This window comes from Pedobacter sp. WC2501, from assembly GCF_052682415.1.
The window spans coordinates 4,596,919-4,614,425 of the sequence record NZ_JBQZFI010000001.1; the positions used below are offsets into that span (position 1 = coordinate 4,596,919).

Below are 17,507 nucleotides of genomic sequence, written 5' to 3' on the forward strand. Positions count from 1 at the left end.
GTTCAAACCCAAAAAGTTTTAGGCCAAATGCTCAGCAAATACTAATAAGTGTCCCTAACGATCTGGCGCAGCATATTCAGGTTGGCATGCGCCTCTCCCATAGTATTATTGAAGTACACGAATACCTTTTTGCCCTCCGACAGCCACTCGGTTACATAACTTGCATACTCATACAATACGTCGTCAGGGTAGCTTCCCCTATAGTTTCCTCCCGGACCATGGAACCTGAGGTAGATAAAATCAGGATGGCTTTCCCTCACAGGAGAACTGGCAGGCGACTTATCATGAACTACCATACCAAGCCCAAACTCTTCCAAAAGCTCATACACCTCATCTATGTATAAAGAAGCATGCCGAAATTCCAAAGCGATCTTCCATTCAACAAAAGGATCATTATCCCTAAGCACCGACATTAAAAAACGCAGCTGCACAAAATGAGAAATCCTTACACTCGGGGGGAACTGTACCAAAAGACAACCCTTTTTCTCCTCAACATGCGAAATGACCGAAAAGAACCTGGACACGACCTCTGGATCAAAGGCCAAGTCCTTGTTATGGGTAATCTCCTTGAAAAGCTTAAAGGTAAAACGAAATTCCTCGGGCACATCCGCCGCCCACTTTTTCATTGTGGATACCTGCGGTACCTTATAAAAGGAAGAATTAATCTCGATAGAATCCATCAGTGAGGCGTAATAGCAAAGCCGGCTCTTCTCCTGGAATTCTTTCGGGTAGTGCAATTTATTGGGAACCGGTAATAGTAGCCCGCTGGTACCCGAGTAGTAGTTTTCAAAGGCGATGTCCATATTCTCTCAACAACTGGGACAGAAAATTGTTGAATTGGCCAATGCTGTTTATCCCTCACCTAAAGTAAAACAACATGCTGACCAGAATACAATCCGTCCAATCCTAAGCCAGTCCACCAGTATTTTGGCGAGCACACCTAGCCTCAGAACCCGGCTCCAGTAAATGGCTGACCATTTCACCATTCTTATTTGAATTTAATGCACTGTAACATATAAGGATACAATTATTTCTAAAATTGATGATACATTTATAAAAATAGTGATTAAAAATTTTGCTGATCCTGATGAAGCGCTCCTTTAATCCGGCAGGAGCCCCCCCTGGGAGATGATAAAAAATATCCTTAATTTGGACAACGACCAATAATCCCATGAACCATGTTATCACCTAAAACTAAAAGGAATATATCCCGTGTGATACCTTACGGCGTCCTATGGTTTATCTTTAGCCTGATTTATTGCATACTGGAAAAAAGTATCCTCGGTAACCTGGACCACTACCCTGCTACGGGCGTTCCTTATGATTTTATAGGGAATATCATCATCATTCCAGTCGGGGGACTTTTGATCGGGCTAACTACGGGCATTCTCGAAGTTGGCTATTTTGGTAACCGAATGATTAAAAAGAGTTTCACCACAAAAATCATATTCAAATCATTTGTTTACCTGGTTATTGTGATTGGTTTTCTTTTAACCATTACTGCCATAAATATTGTGTACGTAAGGAATATGCGCGCACTATCAGACCTGTCTTCACCAGCATGGGCTTTTTTTAAAGACTATGCATTGATTGGTGTAGTGCTCTACATTGCTTCAATAGTAGTCATAGCTCAATTTTATGCAGAATTTAGCCAAAGCATCGGACCGGGCACACTACTCAACTTTTTTCTCGGGAAATACCATCATCCTGTAGAAGAGCAAAGAATTTTTATGTTCCTTGACATGAAGTCGTCCACAACGATAGCCGAGAAGCTGGGCCACGTAGAATATTTTAAACTGTTGAGGGAATATTTCTTCGACCTATCCGGCGCTGTTATTGATTATGCAGGCGAAATTTATCAATATGCAGGAGATGAGATGATTGTGTGCTGGAAACTGAAGAACGGACTAAACAATAGTATCCCATGTTTCTTTGCAATGAAACGTCTGTTTGAAACAGCGCGGGAAAAGTACAGCAGTAAATTCGGAATTGTACCCGACTTCAAAGCAGGGCTGCATTCTGGAACAGTAACCACGGGAGAGATCGGTTCATTAAAAAAAGAAATTATCTACACTGGTGATGTGCTTAATACAGCAGCCAGGCTACAGGGACTTTGCAATCAGTTTGGTGTAGATCTGCTGGTCTCCGATGATTTGATCAGCCAACTCCATCTGCCTGCTGAATATACGATTACACCCGTTGGAGAGCATCTTTTAAAGGGCAGGGCCGCAGCGATGCAGATCTTCTCGGTTACTGTTTATAAGCCTGGATAACACCTGATATGCCAAAACGCCTTTGTTACAACGCTAATAGCGGCAATTCCAAACCATTCCCCTATTTACTATTTTGCGAACCAAATATCGCCCTGGCGGCTGAATGTGCTTTGCTTGATCGTGATTTTGTTATTGAAAATATGGTAATTTCCTGAACCATTCGGAATGTTGTTAAAATCGACTACATCTGCAGGATTTTGACCTGTATAAATGGCCATTAATTTTTCCTTGTTAAATGGATTAACCCAGCCGATCAAGATTCCATAACCCGTTCCCTCGTATATATTCTCACCAATTACCCGATTATCCTCGATCAGCAGTGGAATTTGATCAAAACATTTTTGCAGGAATTTGTTACCCTTCGGTGTTCCCCAAACGGAAAGGTGGTAAGCAGACAGGTCCATTTTTAGTGCCACCGTATCAGCCACTACCCTTGCATCTTTTAACTCAGCCATCCGGTTCTTAAAGTTGTTCATAAAATCTTTCAATTTTTTATCTGCTACCTGATCCGGTTCGCCAGTAGAAACAATAAACAAAATGTTCTTTTGACCATAGATAGCATCGATTGCCGGCATATTGTTAACATCAGGCTTTCTGATCGCATCGGTTGCTGCCATCCACCGGTCAATATCACCCGGACTCACCTGCTTAAAAGATTTTATAATTTCCGGAATGAAACTTTCCAGCGTCGGAAATTGCCGGCGGTTTTTCTCGTAGTATTTGAGCGCATCCAGTAAGGGATGAAGATAGATCCAGCGCATACCATATTGTCGCCGTACAAAGTTCAGATCTGCAGCATTTTCACCGAGTTTCGATGCTGCCATACGGCAGGCAATTGCTTCGGTAAGATGCTCTTTAACCACCGATTGCCAGGAGCCGTAGCCCTGTCTTTTCATAGACTCTTTTATAGGTGCCCACATCCATTCAAACTGATCAAACTGTACTTCGTATTTTTCAACTGCCGGATTGGCAAAGGAGTGTGCAAATTCATGCCATAACAATCGATACAAAGCAGAAACGTCGAAAGTAGGCACCCTGATGGCCGTTTTTTCAGGTGCGATCACCGCGTACAATTCCGCGCTGCCTTTTTTAAAAATCCGGGGTCCAAAATTCCCCCAGCCGAGAAAATTCAGGACCACATTGAATTGTATGTTTTTTCCCTTACCGTCTCCGCAATAGTTCAGCAGGCGTTCTTTTTCATTAAAATTCGGCAGGTTGTAGGTTAGGGTTGCCAAAGATATCCGGTAAAAGTCTGTATTACTATTAAAAAACCTCACATAATCCGATTTTTTCGCAAAATCTTTCATCAAAATCCGCAGGGAATCCTGCGCCGGATTTTCAGCTTCAGAAACAGGAATATCCTTACGCCATTCCAGGTCGTTGGTCATGTGAAGCATTGCCCAAATCGGTGCATCAATGGAACTGAAAATTTTCCCATAAAGATCATTTCGTTTTAAATAGCCAAAAAGCGCATGATTTTTATAGGCGGCAAAATGGATTAAAATCTTCTGCTTGTAATCCGTTTCGATAAAATTAACCAGTGGAATGCCACTGAGCACTTCCATCGTATTAAAAAGTTCAATCCTCGGATCGACACTAAAATTGACGCCATTCACGATTTGCCGGCAATCCTGGAAAGTTGACCTGGCAGAAGATGTTTCGGTAAAGCCATCCAAAGCAAAATGGCTTAAACATAAGAGTAATGATAAAATACGTAATATTAATCGCATAAAATAACAGTATGAAGTGATTAGTTTACAGCATAACGCGCTGGCTTGTTCGGTTTACAACAGTTATGCCATACCCAAGCAACTGATTATGTAACTGTTACAGATATTTGGATTTTTAAAAATGTTCGGAATTGAAACATAACGTTCGATTTTAGCACACATGTATATTCGTAATGTTGCTGATGTATGAAGCAGACATTGGTTCTTCCGGCAGGTTACCGACAGCTTAATCCGGCGTTTAAAATCCAAAATGTTGGTTATATTGGAGAGCGGTTTTTTTCTGCAGATAATACAATTATTTTTACCAGAAATATTCTTTAACCATGGAAGACACCTTGGATTTTAAACTCATTCTGCCTAAGGAACCGATAAAAGATTTTGTTTATTGTTTTTCCTCACTGCAGAACTTTACCAATCATCACCAGGCGGTGGTTATTCCTAATGGAAGAATTGACCTGATTTATTCTAAAACCAATAACAACCAAATACGGGTTGCATTACTGGGACTGGAGACCCAACCTAAATATCCGGATCGGGAGGTATCGCATTTATGTTCGGTCAGTTTTAATCCGCTGGCCATAGAATATATTTTCGGCTTTCCGGTGGCCGACATCATCAATAGCGGGAAGCAAATGCCAAATGATTTCTGGGGTTTGAGTATAGAAGACCTCGATGATTTTGATGCCTTTTGTGATACCATGACCAAGAAAATCACAGCACTCCTACCTGAAAATGTGGATATGCGCAAACGTAAATTATTTGACCTGATTTTTGCGCTTAACGGCGAAATTTCTGTTGCTGAACTCTGTGAAAAGATTTCGTGGAGCCCACGCCAGATTAACCGGTATTTTAATCAACAGTTCGGGCTTCCGTTGAAAGCTTATTGTAAAATCCTTCGTTTTCAGGCTTCCCTCTCCCACATCAAAGATGGAACGCTTTATCCCCAACTCAATTTTACCGATCAGTCTCATTTTATTAAAGAGGTTAAACGACTTTCGGGAGTTGCACCTAAAGAGTTGTATAAAAACAAAAATGACCGTTTTTTACAATTTTTAGTCTATGGCCGAAAGTAATTTTGTGGTCTAATTTAAAAATATGTTACTAAAAAACAAGCAGGTGGCCATTATAGGCGGTGGCCCGGGCGGACTGACACTGGCAAGGCTTTTACAACTGAAGGGCATCGATGTTAAAGTATATGAAAGGGATGCTGACCGAAGTGCAAGGGTACAGGGTTCGCCACTTGATCTGCACGAATCTTCGGGGCTGGCTGCAATACGGAAAGCAGGATTGCTGGATGCGTTTAAAAACAATTATATGCCTGGAGCCGACAAAACGACGATTACCGATGAAAATGGTGAAGTGGTTTTCAGCGACCATGACTCAGAATACACAAGAGAAGAAGATTTCGGGCATGAACATTTCCGTCCTGAAATAGACCGGGGTGCTTTACGGAAGATATTACTGGACGCATTGCATCCTGAAAATATAATTTGGGGCAGCCAATTCCTTTCTATGGAAAAACAAAAAGACGGCTGGCTGTTACATTTTAAAAACGGATCGGAAGCGTATGCTGACCTGGTGATTGGAGCAGACGGTGCCAACTCAAAAATAAGGCCCTACATCACTGGGATTAATTCATTTTATTCGGGTATTACGATGCTTGAGGGAAATATAGATGATGCTGAACAACGAGTGCCCGAAGTTACCAGGCTGCTCCGTGGTGGTAAATTAATGGCTTTCGGAAATGAAAAAGATATTCTAATGGGACAGAAAGCAGGTGGTGAAATCGGATTCTATGCAAGTTTTAAAACTGAAGAAAATTGGGCGGAAAGAAGCGGTTTAGATTTCTCCAACCGCTTGCAGGTGCTGGAATGGTTTAAGAAAGAATATACGGGATGGAGTGACCTCTGGTACCCGCTGTTTGAAAATGCTTCGGTTCCTTTTATTCCGAGACCAATCAACTGCATGCCCTTAGACCAAACCTGGGACAGCCTTCCTGATGTTACCATGATCGGTGATGCTGCCCATGTAATGCCACCGTTTGCAGGAGAAGGGGTCAATATGGCGATGCTTGATGCCCTGGAACTGAGTGAAAGCCTGACCGGCAGCCATCACGCTTCTATATATGAAGCCATTGCATCGTATGAAACAGTAATGCGGAAAAGAGCTTCAGAAATGGCAGGAGAATCATTGGAAAACGGAGAAAGGATGCACCACGCCAATGCCCTGTTAACGATGTCTAATTTTTTTAGCAGAACATAAACGATGAGATCTTACTTTTGGACAGCACGTAAAAAAGAGCTTAGGGTAAATGCATCACTTTGTAAGGACTAACACTTTGAAATATGAAGCATTAGGATTTATGAAACGCTAAAAGACTTATAAATGCCTCAATGAAGTTCCGGCCACTCCAATGCAGCAATTAACCGCCTTTATGCATGTTGGTGTAATGCACAACTTCGTTAATTTTCCCGACAAATAAGCGTGGCGTGGGTAGAAATACCGGATATTGGATAAATTTATGAGATTTTTAATTTAGGCTAGATGGTTGGATTTATATATTTTTCAATCTTGTTTAGTTACTTTAATATCACTAAAGTGACCCAATGTGCCGGGGCCTACCCATAACCCAATACTTCCCCGCATAACTTTACCCTGCTTTAAGTCATTTACAATCAAAGTGGGCTGTGCAGCACCGTTAATATACAGCCTGGCAGTTTCATCCTTTACTACAATTTTTATTTTGATCCATTCGGCAGGCAATATATCTACATACGCTTCATACTGTCCTGGTGTTTCCTCTCTTAATTTTTCCCAGGGATATCCCGGAATAGAAATATACTGGCTGGAGTGGTTTCTGCGTAATTGATCGTTTGCCCGGCCATTAGTAGGACGTAAATAAAAAACCTCCATTTTAGAAGCGTCTAAAGCTGCCCTGAACGCAATACCTACAAACCCGCGAGCTGTTTCTCCGGCGTTTTTAAGTGGTTGCCCGCTAATTGTAGCTTCAATTACCCCGTTATGAAAATCAATATCTTTCAAGATTGCAAGTGTATTGTCTCCATCAGCTTCACCTTTTATTTCCAGGGCTAAGGCATTTTTACCTTTATAGACAGATTTTTCGACCGTTACCTGAAACGGAATTACATCCGATGGATTGATTGTTTTGTGCTGTGCGTTAGCTTTCAAACCAAACATTAAGCTCAACACCAAAATAGATAACAGTTTTTTAGTCATAAGGAAAATAATTTTCAACATTTTAATCTACCTAAAATAAGAAAAATTTTCCCGAACCCAGGTACATCACAAACAATAATGGTTTTGAATCCATGGCCTTATTTACGATGTGTCCAACTGAAATCGATCCGGCGGATTTTAAAAATTACCAAAAAACAGGTATAGGATTTTTGCTGAAAGCAGCGATATATTTGACAAAAACAAATACCATGAAAAATCTAAAACAATTATTAGCCTTATTGCTATTATTTTCCCTGATGATGGGCGCCTGTAAAAAAAACAAAGATGACGAGCCAACTGGTCCGCTTGGAACAACTTTTCCGCAGGTTTTAAACAACATTATTACACCGGCAATTATCGATAGCCTGAAGAAAAATGGAATGACCATTAATAGTGGCACTACCCCACCGAATATTAACGGAATATTTTTGTTTAGCCCCACTTATTGCACGTTCGACAATTCTGGTGGCAACCGTGCAGGTACCTATTTCAATGATTACAAACTCCAGTTTAAAAATCAAAATACACAAGATTATACGGTGGGTATGGCATATAAAACTGCAAGTGGCAGCAGCGATAGCGGTGGTGACAATAATGCAACCTATATAGCAGGCGAAAACAATCGCTTCACTGTTTTCTCACAGGTAAAAGGTAAACAGGGAACTATTAACTACGTTGCGCTTGACGTGATTAGCGGGGAAGCAGCAGGCGGCACAATGAAAAATTTGATGTGGAGCCATTATCTGGTATCGAAAGAGGGAGATGAGGCCAATATCTTTTTAGTTCCTATAGGCACAACAAGGATCTTTGCAGACAAAGATGGTTCGTCAGATGCACAAAGCACCTTCGATACTTCAGCTAAGCAGGCCCAAAGCAAGCGGTCTGAATTATTATCGATGTCTGCGGTGGCCAGATAGTTCGCGCTCCTGTTTATTTTTTATCCCCCTTAAAACCCTGCAATCGAAATTTGATTGCGGGGTTGTTGTTTTAGAATCTGTGGGTAGACAATTGGGCATTGTTCATGAACAACAGATAAAATAAATCACCTTGCAGCAATGGCAGCCAGAATAGATCAAACAGCGCTTATTCACCAAGCCGAACTAAAATACAACACTATTTTTTCCAGTACAGGGTTAACCTGATCCGCTGCGTTCCGGCAGAAAAAATCAGGTTCAGATCAGCATGTACCTCTTCAGTCCCCCAAAGTATATTTTGATTAAGGTATTTTTGCCCTTCATTACTAAGAGTTTTTGGCTTTTCATCAGCATGATCTGGCTTGCCGAATGTTTTAACGAGCTGCCCTCTGATCCGCTCATATTCGCCCAGATAGATTTCCAATTTCCCGCCCTGTTCTTTCCTGCTCTCCAGAATATCTTTAAGGTCACCATAACGCCCCTTTTCCCAATCATAAGAAACCAACCGCAGTAACGAATCCTTTGGCGTATAAAAATATTCTGCATAAACCGGGAGCGCACCAACCGCCTTACGCTGCACAATAATGGGGTCTACAGTCTGATAACGGTCTGCAAGGGGATAATACTCCTTAGAAAGCGATACATGATAAGAAAGAAATTTTGCATCCGGGTCAAGCTTCCTTTCAAAATCGATCACCTCAGAAATTTTACATTGTTTCGTCCAGACACTTTCCTGAGAAAAGCCAGCCCTGCTACAAAAAAGCAATGTGAGCGTTAAGAACATTATTTTCATGGCGTTAAGTTACAACACTAAAACCAATATTAGAAAAGGGAGAAAAAATATGCCGGTTTGCTTATCTTTGGATTATCGATGAATGCCGAAGAAAGACCGCACGACAACAATTTTAGCGAAGAGCTGATTATCCTGGCCCTCCAGTCCTCTCCAGATCCAACAGCCATATATACTGGTGAAGAAATGATTATCCGTTTTGCGAACGCAGGAATGCTGGCACTATGGGGCAAAGACATATCCGTGATCGGGAAACCGCTAATACAGGCAATACCTGAACTTGTAGGACAGCCTTTTCTGCCCATCCTTGAGCAGGTATGGCGTACCGGTATCAGCTACTCGGTAACCGAAGCCCCTGCGAAGCTGATTAAAAACGGGATGCCGACTATTGATTACTTTGATTATGAATATAAAGCTTTGCTTGCAGCAGATCACAAAACCTGGTGCATTTTAAATACTGCCAAAAAGGTTACATCAAGAAGGGCATACCTGGAGCGGATACAGCAAAAAGAAGAAAAAGAACAGGCGCTTATTGAAGAAATGGCAACAACAATGGAAGAGCTCACCTCTACTAATGAAGAGCTCAACATTTCTATGAAATTACTGGAAGAAAGCCGGGAACATGTGAGGACCATCATTGAACAGGCACCGGTAGGTATCGCGGTACTACAAGGCCCCAATCATATTATTGAAATGGCCAATACGGCGATACTAAAAACCTGGGGACGCGAAGGGAAAGAAGTAATAGGCCAGCCCCATCATACCGCCAGGCCGGAGCTCAAAGGCCAGCCGGTAAACATCTGGCTGGATAATGTATATTTAACCGGGAAGCCAAAGATTAATAAGGAGTTTTTGGTAAAACTTCGTGATGAAGGTGGATTAAGGGAGGCCATTGTAAACTCGATCTATCAGCCCATTATTTCCTCGGGTGAAGTTACCGGAATACTGGTTATTCTGGAAGAAATTACCCAGCAGGTACTTGACCGTCGTAGAAACGAGAAAGACCAGCAGATGCTTAGCCTCGCGATTGATGCAGGCGAACTGGCGACATTTTATTATGAGCCAAAGAGCAACCTGTTCTCGGGCAATGCCCTGCTAAAATCCTGGTTCGGACTTTCAGCCGAAGAACACCTGGACCTTTCGGTGGCCATCGCCTCCATCCATGATGAAGACAGGGAAAGGGTGACTGATGCGATTAACGAATCGCTAAGGGACGGATCAGACGGTCAATATTTTATCGAATACCGGATAAACAACCCCCAAAAGCCAGATCCAAGACTGGTACAGGCAAGGGGAAAAGTGTTTTACGATCCAAATGGTAAAGCGGCCACCCTGAACGGTACTTTGAGGGATATTACTGAGCAGAAAAAAGACGAACAGCGCAAAGACGATTTTATGGGCATGGTGAGCCACGAACTAAAAACGCCATTAACATCTCTGCAGGCCTACCTGCAGGTGCTCCAGCGGCAGGCTAACCTTACAGATAATGCCTCCGAGCTAAGCATACTGGCTAAATCAGTCAAACAAGTGCGCAATATGAATTCCATGATCAATAGCTTCCTGAATATTTCGCGGCTGGATTCTGGAAAAATGTTGATTGAAAAATCAAAAATCGACCTACAGCAACTCTTTGCTGAGCTGGAGGAAGAAATGCTTTCCTCTATACATACCCATATTATTGTATTAGAACCTGTGCAAGCGTTAATATTATACGCGGATCGGGAAAAAATTTCGCAGGTGATCTATAACCTGGTAGGAAACGCCGTTAAATATTCAGCAATGGGCACCCGCATTACAATTTCCTGCTCGGCACTTGATCAAAACAGGCTGAAGTTAACCGTAAGCGATGAAGGTATAGGAATTGCAAATGAAGACCAGCAGCTTATTTTCGAGCGTTACCACAGGGTCAAAAATCCACAGATCGGATCGATTGCTGGCTTCGGGATTGGCCTTTATCTGTGTCGCGAAATTGTAGCGCTGCACCAGGGCACAATCAGCGTTGAAAAAAGTAACAGCGAGGGAACAACATTCAAGGTAGAACTCCCAATGGAAAATTAAAGGGAAGAATATTAATTGGAGGTAAATTCCGTAATAATGGAGGTGATTGTGTCATTGATTCGTAAGGCTAAATTCTATCTTTGTTGTTATTAGCGTTATAAATCACTAGAACATGTGCCAATGCAAACGATTATTTTAAGACCTGAAAATGAGCTGCTGAAAAAATATGTAGAATATTTTCTTTTTTTGAAAAAATCGGACCATAACCTGATCAACTACACCACTTTTCCCAATAGCAACCTTTGTTTGGCCATCTATAAGCAGAATAAGGTGACCTATGTTAACGATGGTAAAAATAATATTTGCAGTATAGCTGTGGGGGAAAACAGATTTTCAAGCCGGATATATGGTTTTCATACCAGCCCCTTTAAGGTGAATCTACAAGGAGAGCTTGACCAGGTCTGCATTATATTCCGCGCCGCTGCCCTTGGTGCATTTACAGGTGAGGGTCTGGATGGGATTGGGACCACAGATCGGGCCGTGGAGGATTTCCTGCAGTTTAAAGATGGCTTTCTGTTAGAGCAGGTTTTTGATGAGCATCATCCGGTTTTGAGGGCAAGGCTGTTGGAAAAAGCATTGGTTGGAAAGCTTAACGACCGTATTCCTTACAGGCTACGGGAAGCACTCGAGCACATCAGACTGGCCAGTTATTCAGGTCAGGATACCATTATAGAGCTGCTCTGCAAGAAGCTGTGTATTAGTGATACTACGCTGTACCGCCTTTTCAAAACCCATCTGGGCCAAAACCCCCAACAGTTTCTTAAGACCGTTCGCTTCAGGAGGGCATTGCCAGTCTTACTCGGCAAGGAAGCCCCGCTTACTCAGATTGGCCTGGATCACAATTACTATGATCAGGCGCATTTCATAAAAGATTTCAGGGCTTTCGCAGGGTTGGCTCCAAAGAAGTTGCAAGGAAAGGTATCTTTAGCCCAGGACCAGCTAGCTTGGATTTTTGAAGAATCCAAACATGAATGATTTTTACAATTATTTAGTATAGCTAATGTATTTCTTTGTGCAAAATAAAGATTTTTATGCGCAAACTTATCATTCTCTCAGCGATCTGTTTTTTCACTTCGTGTGCCTTAAGAAATACTAACAGACCAGGTTTCCCTTTGGCAGGCCTGGAAACGGTTCCCCAGCTAAGCCACACGCAGATGCTGGAGGACCATGATTCACTAGTCTCCCTTATCCATCAGGTAAGCCCCGTTATTTATTTCAACAAAGAGGTTCGCGGAATAGATTTTGACCGCTATGCCCGCCGGTTAAGAAAGAGCATCACCCCCAAAACGACGATGGCAGATTTCCTGCATATTGTAGACATGACACTGAATGTGGCACAGGATGGGCATTCGGGCAGGCTTGGAAGTTGGCAGCTGAATATCATGCGGACCAACTGGATACCCAATGGGATCATCAAACATATTGACAGCATTTCTATGGTGTATGGACATGCGTACGAAAAGTTTGCCAACCGTAATTTTACTAATAAACTGGAGCTGAACCTGGTGTATACCAATGGGGATTATTATAACATGCTGCCCTTCTCCTACAAAGGGGTTAAATTTCCGGCATCAATGAGGCTCAGGAGCTGCAATGGCTTAAAGGTACATGCGTTCGTGAAAAAGCAATATGCCCATATTTCTCCGCTGAGGTGGGATAGGACCAACAGGAAGGTCTACCATGAGGCCTTCTACAAATCTGCCGAATTCTTTAAACGAGGAGGTATCCGGTTGGTTTTTGAGGATAAACAGGGAAACAGGATGCAACTACATGCATCCTCGGGAGACACCGTCAGCTTCGCTAAAAAAATTCTGCACCCATTTGGCTATAATGACGAATCAGCCCCCCTGACAACACATTACTTTGAAAAGGAAGGTATTTTTTACGCGAAAATGCCGCTGATGGAGGAAGCCTATGGCGATTCACTGGCAAAGCAGCTAAAGCCTTTTATCGAAAGAAGTATTGTAAAGTCTATAGTTCTGGATATAAGGGGGAATGGTGGTGGAAGTGACAATACCTACGCCAATTTTTTAGGCCGGATTATGAAAGATACCCTGAAGCAGGATGTTGTGGTGGGGAGGAATTTCAGCCCATACAACCAAAAACAGTTTAATGTCAATGCAGATTCGGTAAAGAGTAAAAAGGGTTTTTCCTTCAACGTTGATGTAGCTACGCTTAAGCAGCCCAAGATGTATTTTATTTCTATTCCGAACTTTACCTTTGTACTGCCTGACAGCCTGAACTATAGCTTTAAGGGGAAGGTTTATGTGCTGCAGGACAGATATATCTATTCTTCTGCCTCCAACCTTTCCAATCTTGCTGCCAGGAATGATCAGCTGGTCAGCATCGGCGAAACACCAAATCTTTTGGGCGGACTTCAGACGAATCCTTCGATCCTGCAGTTGCCCAATAGTAAGATTATTTTTAGGATCGAGCCACAGATTGATTTTACCGGAGCAAAATCCGTTGTAGATGCTTTTCAAAATCATGTGGAATATCCGGTAAGCTATTCCATAGAGGAACTTTACCAAAGGGTAACTTCATCAGACTATATTTTCGGGCGTAAATTCTTATATGAAAAGGATCCTATGTTTCTAAAGGTACTGGAACTCGAAGGTGTCCAACTTAGAAACAAGCGCAGGCCATAGTGTGCTCAGTAGATATTTTTACCCTGATGTATCCTACTTTCCACAGCGAATAGTTTGAATGACACAGCACTTTAGATACAGTGGATAAAAAGTCCATTTCCCTTATAAATATTTTGTTTTAAGCTAATTAACGCTAAACGATTATTAGCTTGCTACTGTTATTAATTATGGGCTCCGTTTGCCATTCGCAAATGCTAATGCCCGATTAAGCACAGGTCATTATTATTTATAATAACTGGGCAGGTTTGTTTTTAAATTGCCTGATAAAGCCATACATATTTAAACAGACCTGCCCACAACATATAATCAATGGCTATACCTTTACTGGCGGCTTTTTAGTATTTCACCTGCTGTGGGTTAATAAACCCTAATATTTTATGATATTTGTTGGCTCAACACTATAGCAACTGTCTTTTGAAAATTGCAAAATATTACCTGACCGCTATATTCGCTTATGCGACCTGGGGCTTTTTTAGCTTAGTTTTAAAACCATTAAGCAGATATTCTTCGGTGGATATTTTATTTTACCGCATTTTTAGCTGTGCGATATTGATGTTATTCATTACGGCCTTATTTAAACGTGCCGAATTAGTTAAAACCTTTTCTGATATTAAAGCCTTACCTGCTAAGCAAAGACGGAACATGCTTTTGCTGAATGTGGGCGGAAGTGTCTTCTTAAATATTAACTGGTTCTCGTTTATTTACGTGCTTAATCATGTAAGTATTAAGGCTACCTCACTCGCCTATCTGGTTTGCCCCATCATTACCACGTTGCTTGCTTACTGGTTTTTACATGAAAAGCTCAGCAAAGTACAATGGACGGCCGTTGGGTTGAGTATATTTGGTTGCCTGATGTTATCGTATGCCAATATTATGGATATGGTTTACGCATTATTATTGGGTTTACCTATGCGGGTTATCTGGTAAGCCAGCGTAAAAATGTTGGCTTTGATAAGTTTATCCTGCTCACCTTTCACATTTCGCTTGCCGCACTAATGTTACTGCCGTTTTATCCGGCCTACAGCGGACCTGTACCTACAGAGACCCTGTTTTGGTTACTCATAGAAGTTATAGCAGTTGGTTTTACAGTGATTCCGCTGTTTTTGAATTTGTATTCCTTAAAGGGCCTGAACTCGTCAACAGTAGGTATGTTGCTTAATATTAACCCAATTATTGCGTTTGTGATAGCAGCACTGGTATTCCACGAGCGCATTAGTCCGTTACAAATGACGGCATACAGTATCATTTTCGTATCGGTTGTTATTTTCAATGTGCATTATCTTTTTAAAAAAAAGCAAAGGCATCTGCCTGCCAGGGATAATTCTGATCTTGCCAAATAACCTCGTTAGCTAAAAGTGTAAAGATAGTGTTGCTTTTTATGATAAGAGCGTAATTAAGCCGTCCATTAACCCTGGCATTAGTTTAAATTACCTACCTTCTAACTACGACGATTTTGCGTACCAGCGCCGACTGTGATCCATCGGTAAGCGCTACAAGCGTACCATTTTTCCAGTATTGGGCTAATCCTGATCCCCCATCCTGGTACCCACCTACAAAAACATCAGTGCCCGATACAGCTATAGATAAACCAAAAGCACTTTCAGGTCCATTGGTTAAAATGACGGGAGATCCGTTTTTCCAATATTTTGCCTGGATCGCACTATTCCCGTTTGTAGTGCCCGATCCCGCAACATACACATCGCCCCCATTTACGAAAATTGAATTCCCCCTAACATCTGCGGTACCATCATTAATCAATACCGGGCTACCTAAGTTTTTGCTATACCTGGTTTGTGATTGGCCAGAGCTGTTATATGTTTCAGACCATAGTAAATATAAGTCGTTACCTGATACTGCTATGGCCTGGTCTCCGGCAGTTGTAGTCCGGTCTGCAAGATCAAAAAGCTGCCCGTTCTTCCAGTAAACAGTAATAGGGTTAAGCCACTCCAGGTTTCTCCGCTCCCCGGTTACATAAACATCATTCCCGATCAGGGCTATCCCCGTGGCAATAGCCTGCTGTGTACCATCTGTTAATACTATGGGTGTTCCGTTTTTCCAGTACTTTGCCTGGTAGGTCGACTTTCCGGGAGCAATTTCCTGTCCGGCAATGTACACATCAGTTCCCTGTATAAATATGTCATTTGCAAAGGCATCGCGGCTACCATCGGTAAGTGAGGTTGATACACCGTTTTTCCAATATTTGGCAACATATTTTCCTGAAGCATTAATTTCGAAGCCAGCTATATGCACATCATTCCCAGATATGGCCATAGCGTTCGCATCAGAGGATCCGGTACCACTTCCAAGATTAACGACTTTCCCGTTTTTCCAGTATTTGGCCACATAGCCCTCCCGCCCAGCCGCATAGATATCAAACGCAGATGGCTCAGGAGGAGCCGTTTCATCAGTTGTTCTTTTCTTGCATGCCGGAAAAACAATCGTGAGCGTGATTAAAAGCATTAAAGCTTTTCGTAAATGATGCTTCATCTGTTAGATTTTATTTTGATGTTCAACAGCTGTAAGCACATATAGTTTGAGTGGAAGACATTTATATTCGGTAAACCGACTTTGATTTTTGAAACAGCAGGCACAGCTACTTACGCTACACTTCATTTTCTGTTCTCAATTACGGATATGGAGCGGGCCAGAAAAATCGGTCTAATTCAGTACGCTCTAACAATCAATCATGGGATCAGCATTTAAAACAAATTTATTCCAGCATAAGGCCTATCTATTCCCAGGAACAGATTAGCAAACTGCTTAATTTGATCCTTTTGCGCTGATAAAATTGATTGGCTGAAACGGTAAACTCCGAGCCACTCCATTTATGTTAACAAGTGTGTTAAGCCAATGTTGATTCCAGGTACGCCCGGAAAGTTTTTGTCTTTCTACCTAATAAGCGCTCCAAATCGCCTGATTGATATTCGAATTCACCTTCATTAATTGCGGTTACCCAACTCGTTATAAATTCGGCAACATGACGGGGAACCCCTTTAGCCATTATCCCATCAATATATTCGGCTGTTGTAATAGTGGTAAAAGGAACAGGCTGCCCTTTTATTTCCGCAAGGATTTTTGCAATGTCGGCAAATGAAACAGCATCGCTGCCGCCTAATGAGTAGGTTTTATTTTCATGCCCGGGTGTAGAAAGTATGATGGCGTGGGCTTCTGCCAGTTCATCTCTTGTAGCAGCTGCCATTTTTCCATTATCTGCCGGAACTTTTATTCCATTTTCGTAAGGGTTTGGATCAAAGTAGAGCGATAAAACGTCCATAAAAGGCGGGTGGTATACGATGGTGTAATCAAGCCCTGAAGATTTAAGTACCTGTTCAGTAAACAGATCTGACTCGGTAACCTCAGGCATGATACGCCCTGAACCCTCCTTACGCATGATTGCCATATACACCACGTGTTTAACACCCGCCTGGCGCGCAGCAGTAATTGCATTGAAATGTTGGGTAGACCGGTCTGTGAAAGCGACCGTACTGGTGAGCATTACTTTGTCGATCCCTTCAAACGCACGTAGTAACGAATCATAATCAAAATAATCACCAAAACGGACTTCCACACCCTTAGCAGCCAGATCTTCTATTTGCTCTTTTTTGCGGGAAAGCCCGATAATTTGGCTTGCCGGAATTCCTTTTTTCAATAATTGCTCAACCGTAGCTTTTCCAATCGAACCGGTAACGCCGGTTACCAGTACTTTTTCTCCTTGTGGTGCTGTTGAATAGTCTTTCATTTTTCTTTTATTAATTTAAAATCATTAAATTTGCTTTTACTTTGCAAGTAAAAAACATTTATTTTACTTGCAAAAAGCAAGCGCAAAATTAGATATTTACTTTCAATATGCAAGTAAA

General features: G+C 41.9%; 15 protein-coding genes. 9 read left to right on the top strand and 6 right to left on the bottom strand.

Annotated elements, in window-relative coordinates:
* Window positions 1-41: 41 nt before the first annotated feature.
* On the bottom strand, window positions 42-803 hold the full coding sequence (locus ACUN24_RS19345) for a DUF72 domain-containing protein (protein WP_445563991.1): 762 nt from the start codon (window positions 801-803) through the stop codon (window positions 42-44).
* 375 nt (window positions 804-1,178) lie between these two features.
* Here ACUN24_RS19345 and ACUN24_RS19350 point away from each other — a divergent pair, with 375 nt between their 5' ends.
* A complete protein-coding gene (locus tag ACUN24_RS19350) occupies window positions 1,179-2,273 on the top strand; it encodes an adenylate/guanylate cyclase domain-containing protein (RefSeq protein ID WP_445563992.1) in 1,095 nt (364 codons plus the stop codon).
* Window positions 2,274-2,341: 68 nt separating this feature from the next.
* On the opposite strand, the gene ACUN24_RS19355 is transcribed toward ACUN24_RS19350, so the two are convergent.
* Window positions 2,342-4,003: a DUF4932 domain-containing protein gene (locus tag ACUN24_RS19355; RefSeq protein ID WP_445563993.1), complete on the bottom strand. Its 1,662-nt coding sequence runs from the start codon at window positions 4,001-4,003 to the stop codon at window positions 2,342-2,344.
* A 323-nt stretch (window positions 4,004-4,326) separates the two neighbouring features.
* Here ACUN24_RS19355 and ACUN24_RS19360 point away from each other — a divergent pair, with 323 nt between their 5' ends.
* Window positions 4,327-5,076 (top strand): DUF6597 domain-containing transcriptional factor, encoded by a 750-nt coding sequence (locus tag ACUN24_RS19360; protein ID WP_445563994.1) that lies wholly within the window; start codon window positions 4,327-4,329, stop codon window positions 5,074-5,076.
* Window positions 5,077-5,098: 22 nt separating this feature from the next.
* Window positions 5,099-6,265 carry an FAD-dependent oxidoreductase gene (locus ACUN24_RS19365; RefSeq protein ID WP_445563995.1) on the top strand — a complete coding sequence of 389 codons (1,167 nt, stop codon included), beginning with the start codon at window positions 5,099-5,101 and terminating at the stop codon, window positions 6,263-6,265.
* 303 nt (window positions 6,266-6,568) lie between these two features.
* Here the strand turns inward: ACUN24_RS19365 and ACUN24_RS19370 are convergent, their stop codons facing one another.
* Window positions 6,569-7,240, bottom strand: a complete 672-nt coding sequence (locus ACUN24_RS19370) for a hypothetical protein (RefSeq protein WP_445563996.1) — start codon at window positions 7,238-7,240, stop codon at window positions 6,569-6,571.
* A 209-nt stretch (window positions 7,241-7,449) separates the two neighbouring features.
* Here ACUN24_RS19370 and ACUN24_RS19375 point away from each other — a divergent pair, with 209 nt between their 5' ends.
* Window positions 7,450-8,157, top strand: a complete 708-nt coding sequence (locus ACUN24_RS19375; protein ID WP_445563997.1) for a hypothetical protein — start codon at window positions 7,450-7,452, stop codon at window positions 8,155-8,157.
* Window positions 8,158-8,353: 196 nt separating this feature from the next.
* On the opposite strand, the gene ACUN24_RS19380 is transcribed toward ACUN24_RS19375, so the two are convergent.
* Window positions 8,354-8,947 (bottom strand): hypothetical protein, encoded by a 594-nt coding sequence (locus ACUN24_RS19380; RefSeq protein ID WP_445563998.1) that lies wholly within the window; start codon window positions 8,945-8,947, stop codon window positions 8,354-8,356.
* Between the two features lie 78 nt (window positions 8,948-9,025).
* Between ACUN24_RS19380 and ACUN24_RS19385 the strand changes: the two genes are divergently transcribed.
* The 5 genes from ACUN24_RS19385 to ACUN24_RS19405 all read left to right on the top strand — a co-directional run bounded on the left by ACUN24_RS19385 (window position 9,026) and on the right by ACUN24_RS19405 (window position 14,990).
* Entirely contained in the window at window positions 9,026-11,002 is a 1,977-nt protein-coding gene (locus ACUN24_RS19385) for an ATP-binding protein (RefSeq protein ID WP_445563999.1), read from the top strand.
* Window positions 11,003-11,122: 120 nt separating this feature from the next.
* Window positions 11,123-11,977: a helix-turn-helix domain-containing protein gene (locus ACUN24_RS19390; protein ID WP_445564000.1), complete on the top strand. Its 855-nt coding sequence runs from the start codon at window positions 11,123-11,125 to the stop codon at window positions 11,975-11,977.
* 56 nt (window positions 11,978-12,033) lie between these two features.
* Window positions 12,034-13,650, top strand: coding sequence for a S41 family peptidase (locus ACUN24_RS19395; RefSeq protein WP_445564001.1), 1,617 nt, complete (start codon window positions 12,034-12,036; stop codon window positions 13,648-13,650).
* A 414-nt stretch (window positions 13,651-14,064) separates the two neighbouring features.
* Window positions 14,065-14,577 carry an EamA family transporter gene (locus ACUN24_RS19400; RefSeq protein ID WP_445564002.1) on the top strand — a complete coding sequence of 171 codons (513 nt, stop codon included), beginning with the start codon at window positions 14,065-14,067 and terminating at the stop codon, window positions 14,575-14,577.
* The gene (locus tag ACUN24_RS19405) at window positions 14,466-14,990 is read left to right on the top strand and encodes an EamA family transporter (protein WP_445564003.1); all 525 of its coding nucleotides are present in this window, start codon (window positions 14,466-14,468) and stop codon (window positions 14,988-14,990) included. Before ACUN24_RS19400 ends, ACUN24_RS19405 begins: the two co-directional genes overlap by 112 nt.
* A 91-nt stretch (window positions 14,991-15,081) precedes the next feature.
* On the opposite strand, the gene ACUN24_RS19410 is transcribed toward ACUN24_RS19405, so the two are convergent.
* Both ACUN24_RS19410 and ACUN24_RS19415 read right to left on the bottom strand, forming a co-directional pair.
* Window positions 15,082-16,137, bottom strand: a complete 1,056-nt coding sequence (locus ACUN24_RS19410) for a hypothetical protein (protein ID WP_445564004.1) — start codon at window positions 16,135-16,137, stop codon at window positions 15,082-15,084.
* 355 nt (window positions 16,138-16,492) lie between these two features.
* Window positions 16,493-17,389: an SDR family oxidoreductase gene (locus tag ACUN24_RS19415; protein WP_445564005.1), complete on the bottom strand. Its 897-nt coding sequence runs from the start codon at window positions 17,387-17,389 to the stop codon at window positions 16,493-16,495.
* Between the last annotated feature and the right edge of the window lie 118 nt (window positions 17,390-17,507).

Bases quoted from the DNA above. Each gene is read 5' to 3' on its own strand.
- ACUN24_RS19380 (WP_445563998.1), bottom strand. From the start codon at position 8,947: ATGAAAATAATGTTCTTAACGCTCACATTGCTTTTTTGTAGCAGGGCT.
- ACUN24_RS19395 (WP_445564001.1), top strand. From the start codon at position 12,034: ATGCGCAAACTTATCATTCTCTCAGCGATCTGTTTTTTCACTTCGTGT.
- ACUN24_RS19410 (WP_445564004.1), bottom strand. From the start codon at position 16,137: ATGAAGCATCATTTACGAAAAGCTTTAATGCTTTTAATCACGCTCACG.
- ACUN24_RS19355 (WP_445563993.1), bottom strand. From the start codon at position 4,003: ATGCGATTAATATTACGTATTTTATCATTACTCTTATGTTTAAGCCAT.
- ACUN24_RS19390 (WP_445564000.1), top strand. From the start codon at position 11,123: ATGCAAACGATTATTTTAAGACCTGAAAATGAGCTGCTGAAAAAATAT.
- ACUN24_RS19405 (WP_445564003.1), top strand. From the start codon at position 14,466: ATGGACGGCCGTTGGGTTGAGTATATTTGGTTGCCTGATGTTATCGTA.
- ACUN24_RS19365 (WP_445563995.1), top strand. From the start codon at position 5,099: ATGTTACTAAAAAACAAGCAGGTGGCCATTATAGGCGGTGGCCCGGGC.
- ACUN24_RS19370 (WP_445563996.1), bottom strand. From the start codon at position 7,240: ATGACTAAAAAACTGTTATCTATTTTGGTGTTGAGCTTAATGTTTGGT.
- ACUN24_RS19415 (WP_445564005.1), bottom strand. From the start codon at position 17,389: ATGAAAGACTATTCAACAGCACCACAAGGAGAAAAAGTACTGGTAACC.
- ACUN24_RS19350 (WP_445563992.1), top strand. From the start codon at position 1,179: ATGTTATCACCTAAAACTAAAAGGAATATATCCCGTGTGATACCTTAC.
- ACUN24_RS19385 (WP_445563999.1), top strand. From the start codon at position 9,026: ATGAATGCCGAAGAAAGACCGCACGACAACAATTTTAGCGAAGAGCTG.
- ACUN24_RS19360 (WP_445563994.1), top strand. From the start codon at position 4,327: ATGGAAGACACCTTGGATTTTAAACTCATTCTGCCTAAGGAACCGATA.
- ACUN24_RS19345 (WP_445563991.1), bottom strand. From the start codon at position 803: ATGGACATCGCCTTTGAAAACTACTACTCGGGTACCAGCGGGCTACTA.
- ACUN24_RS19375 (WP_445563997.1), top strand. From the start codon at position 7,450: ATGAAAAATCTAAAACAATTATTAGCCTTATTGCTATTATTTTCCCTG.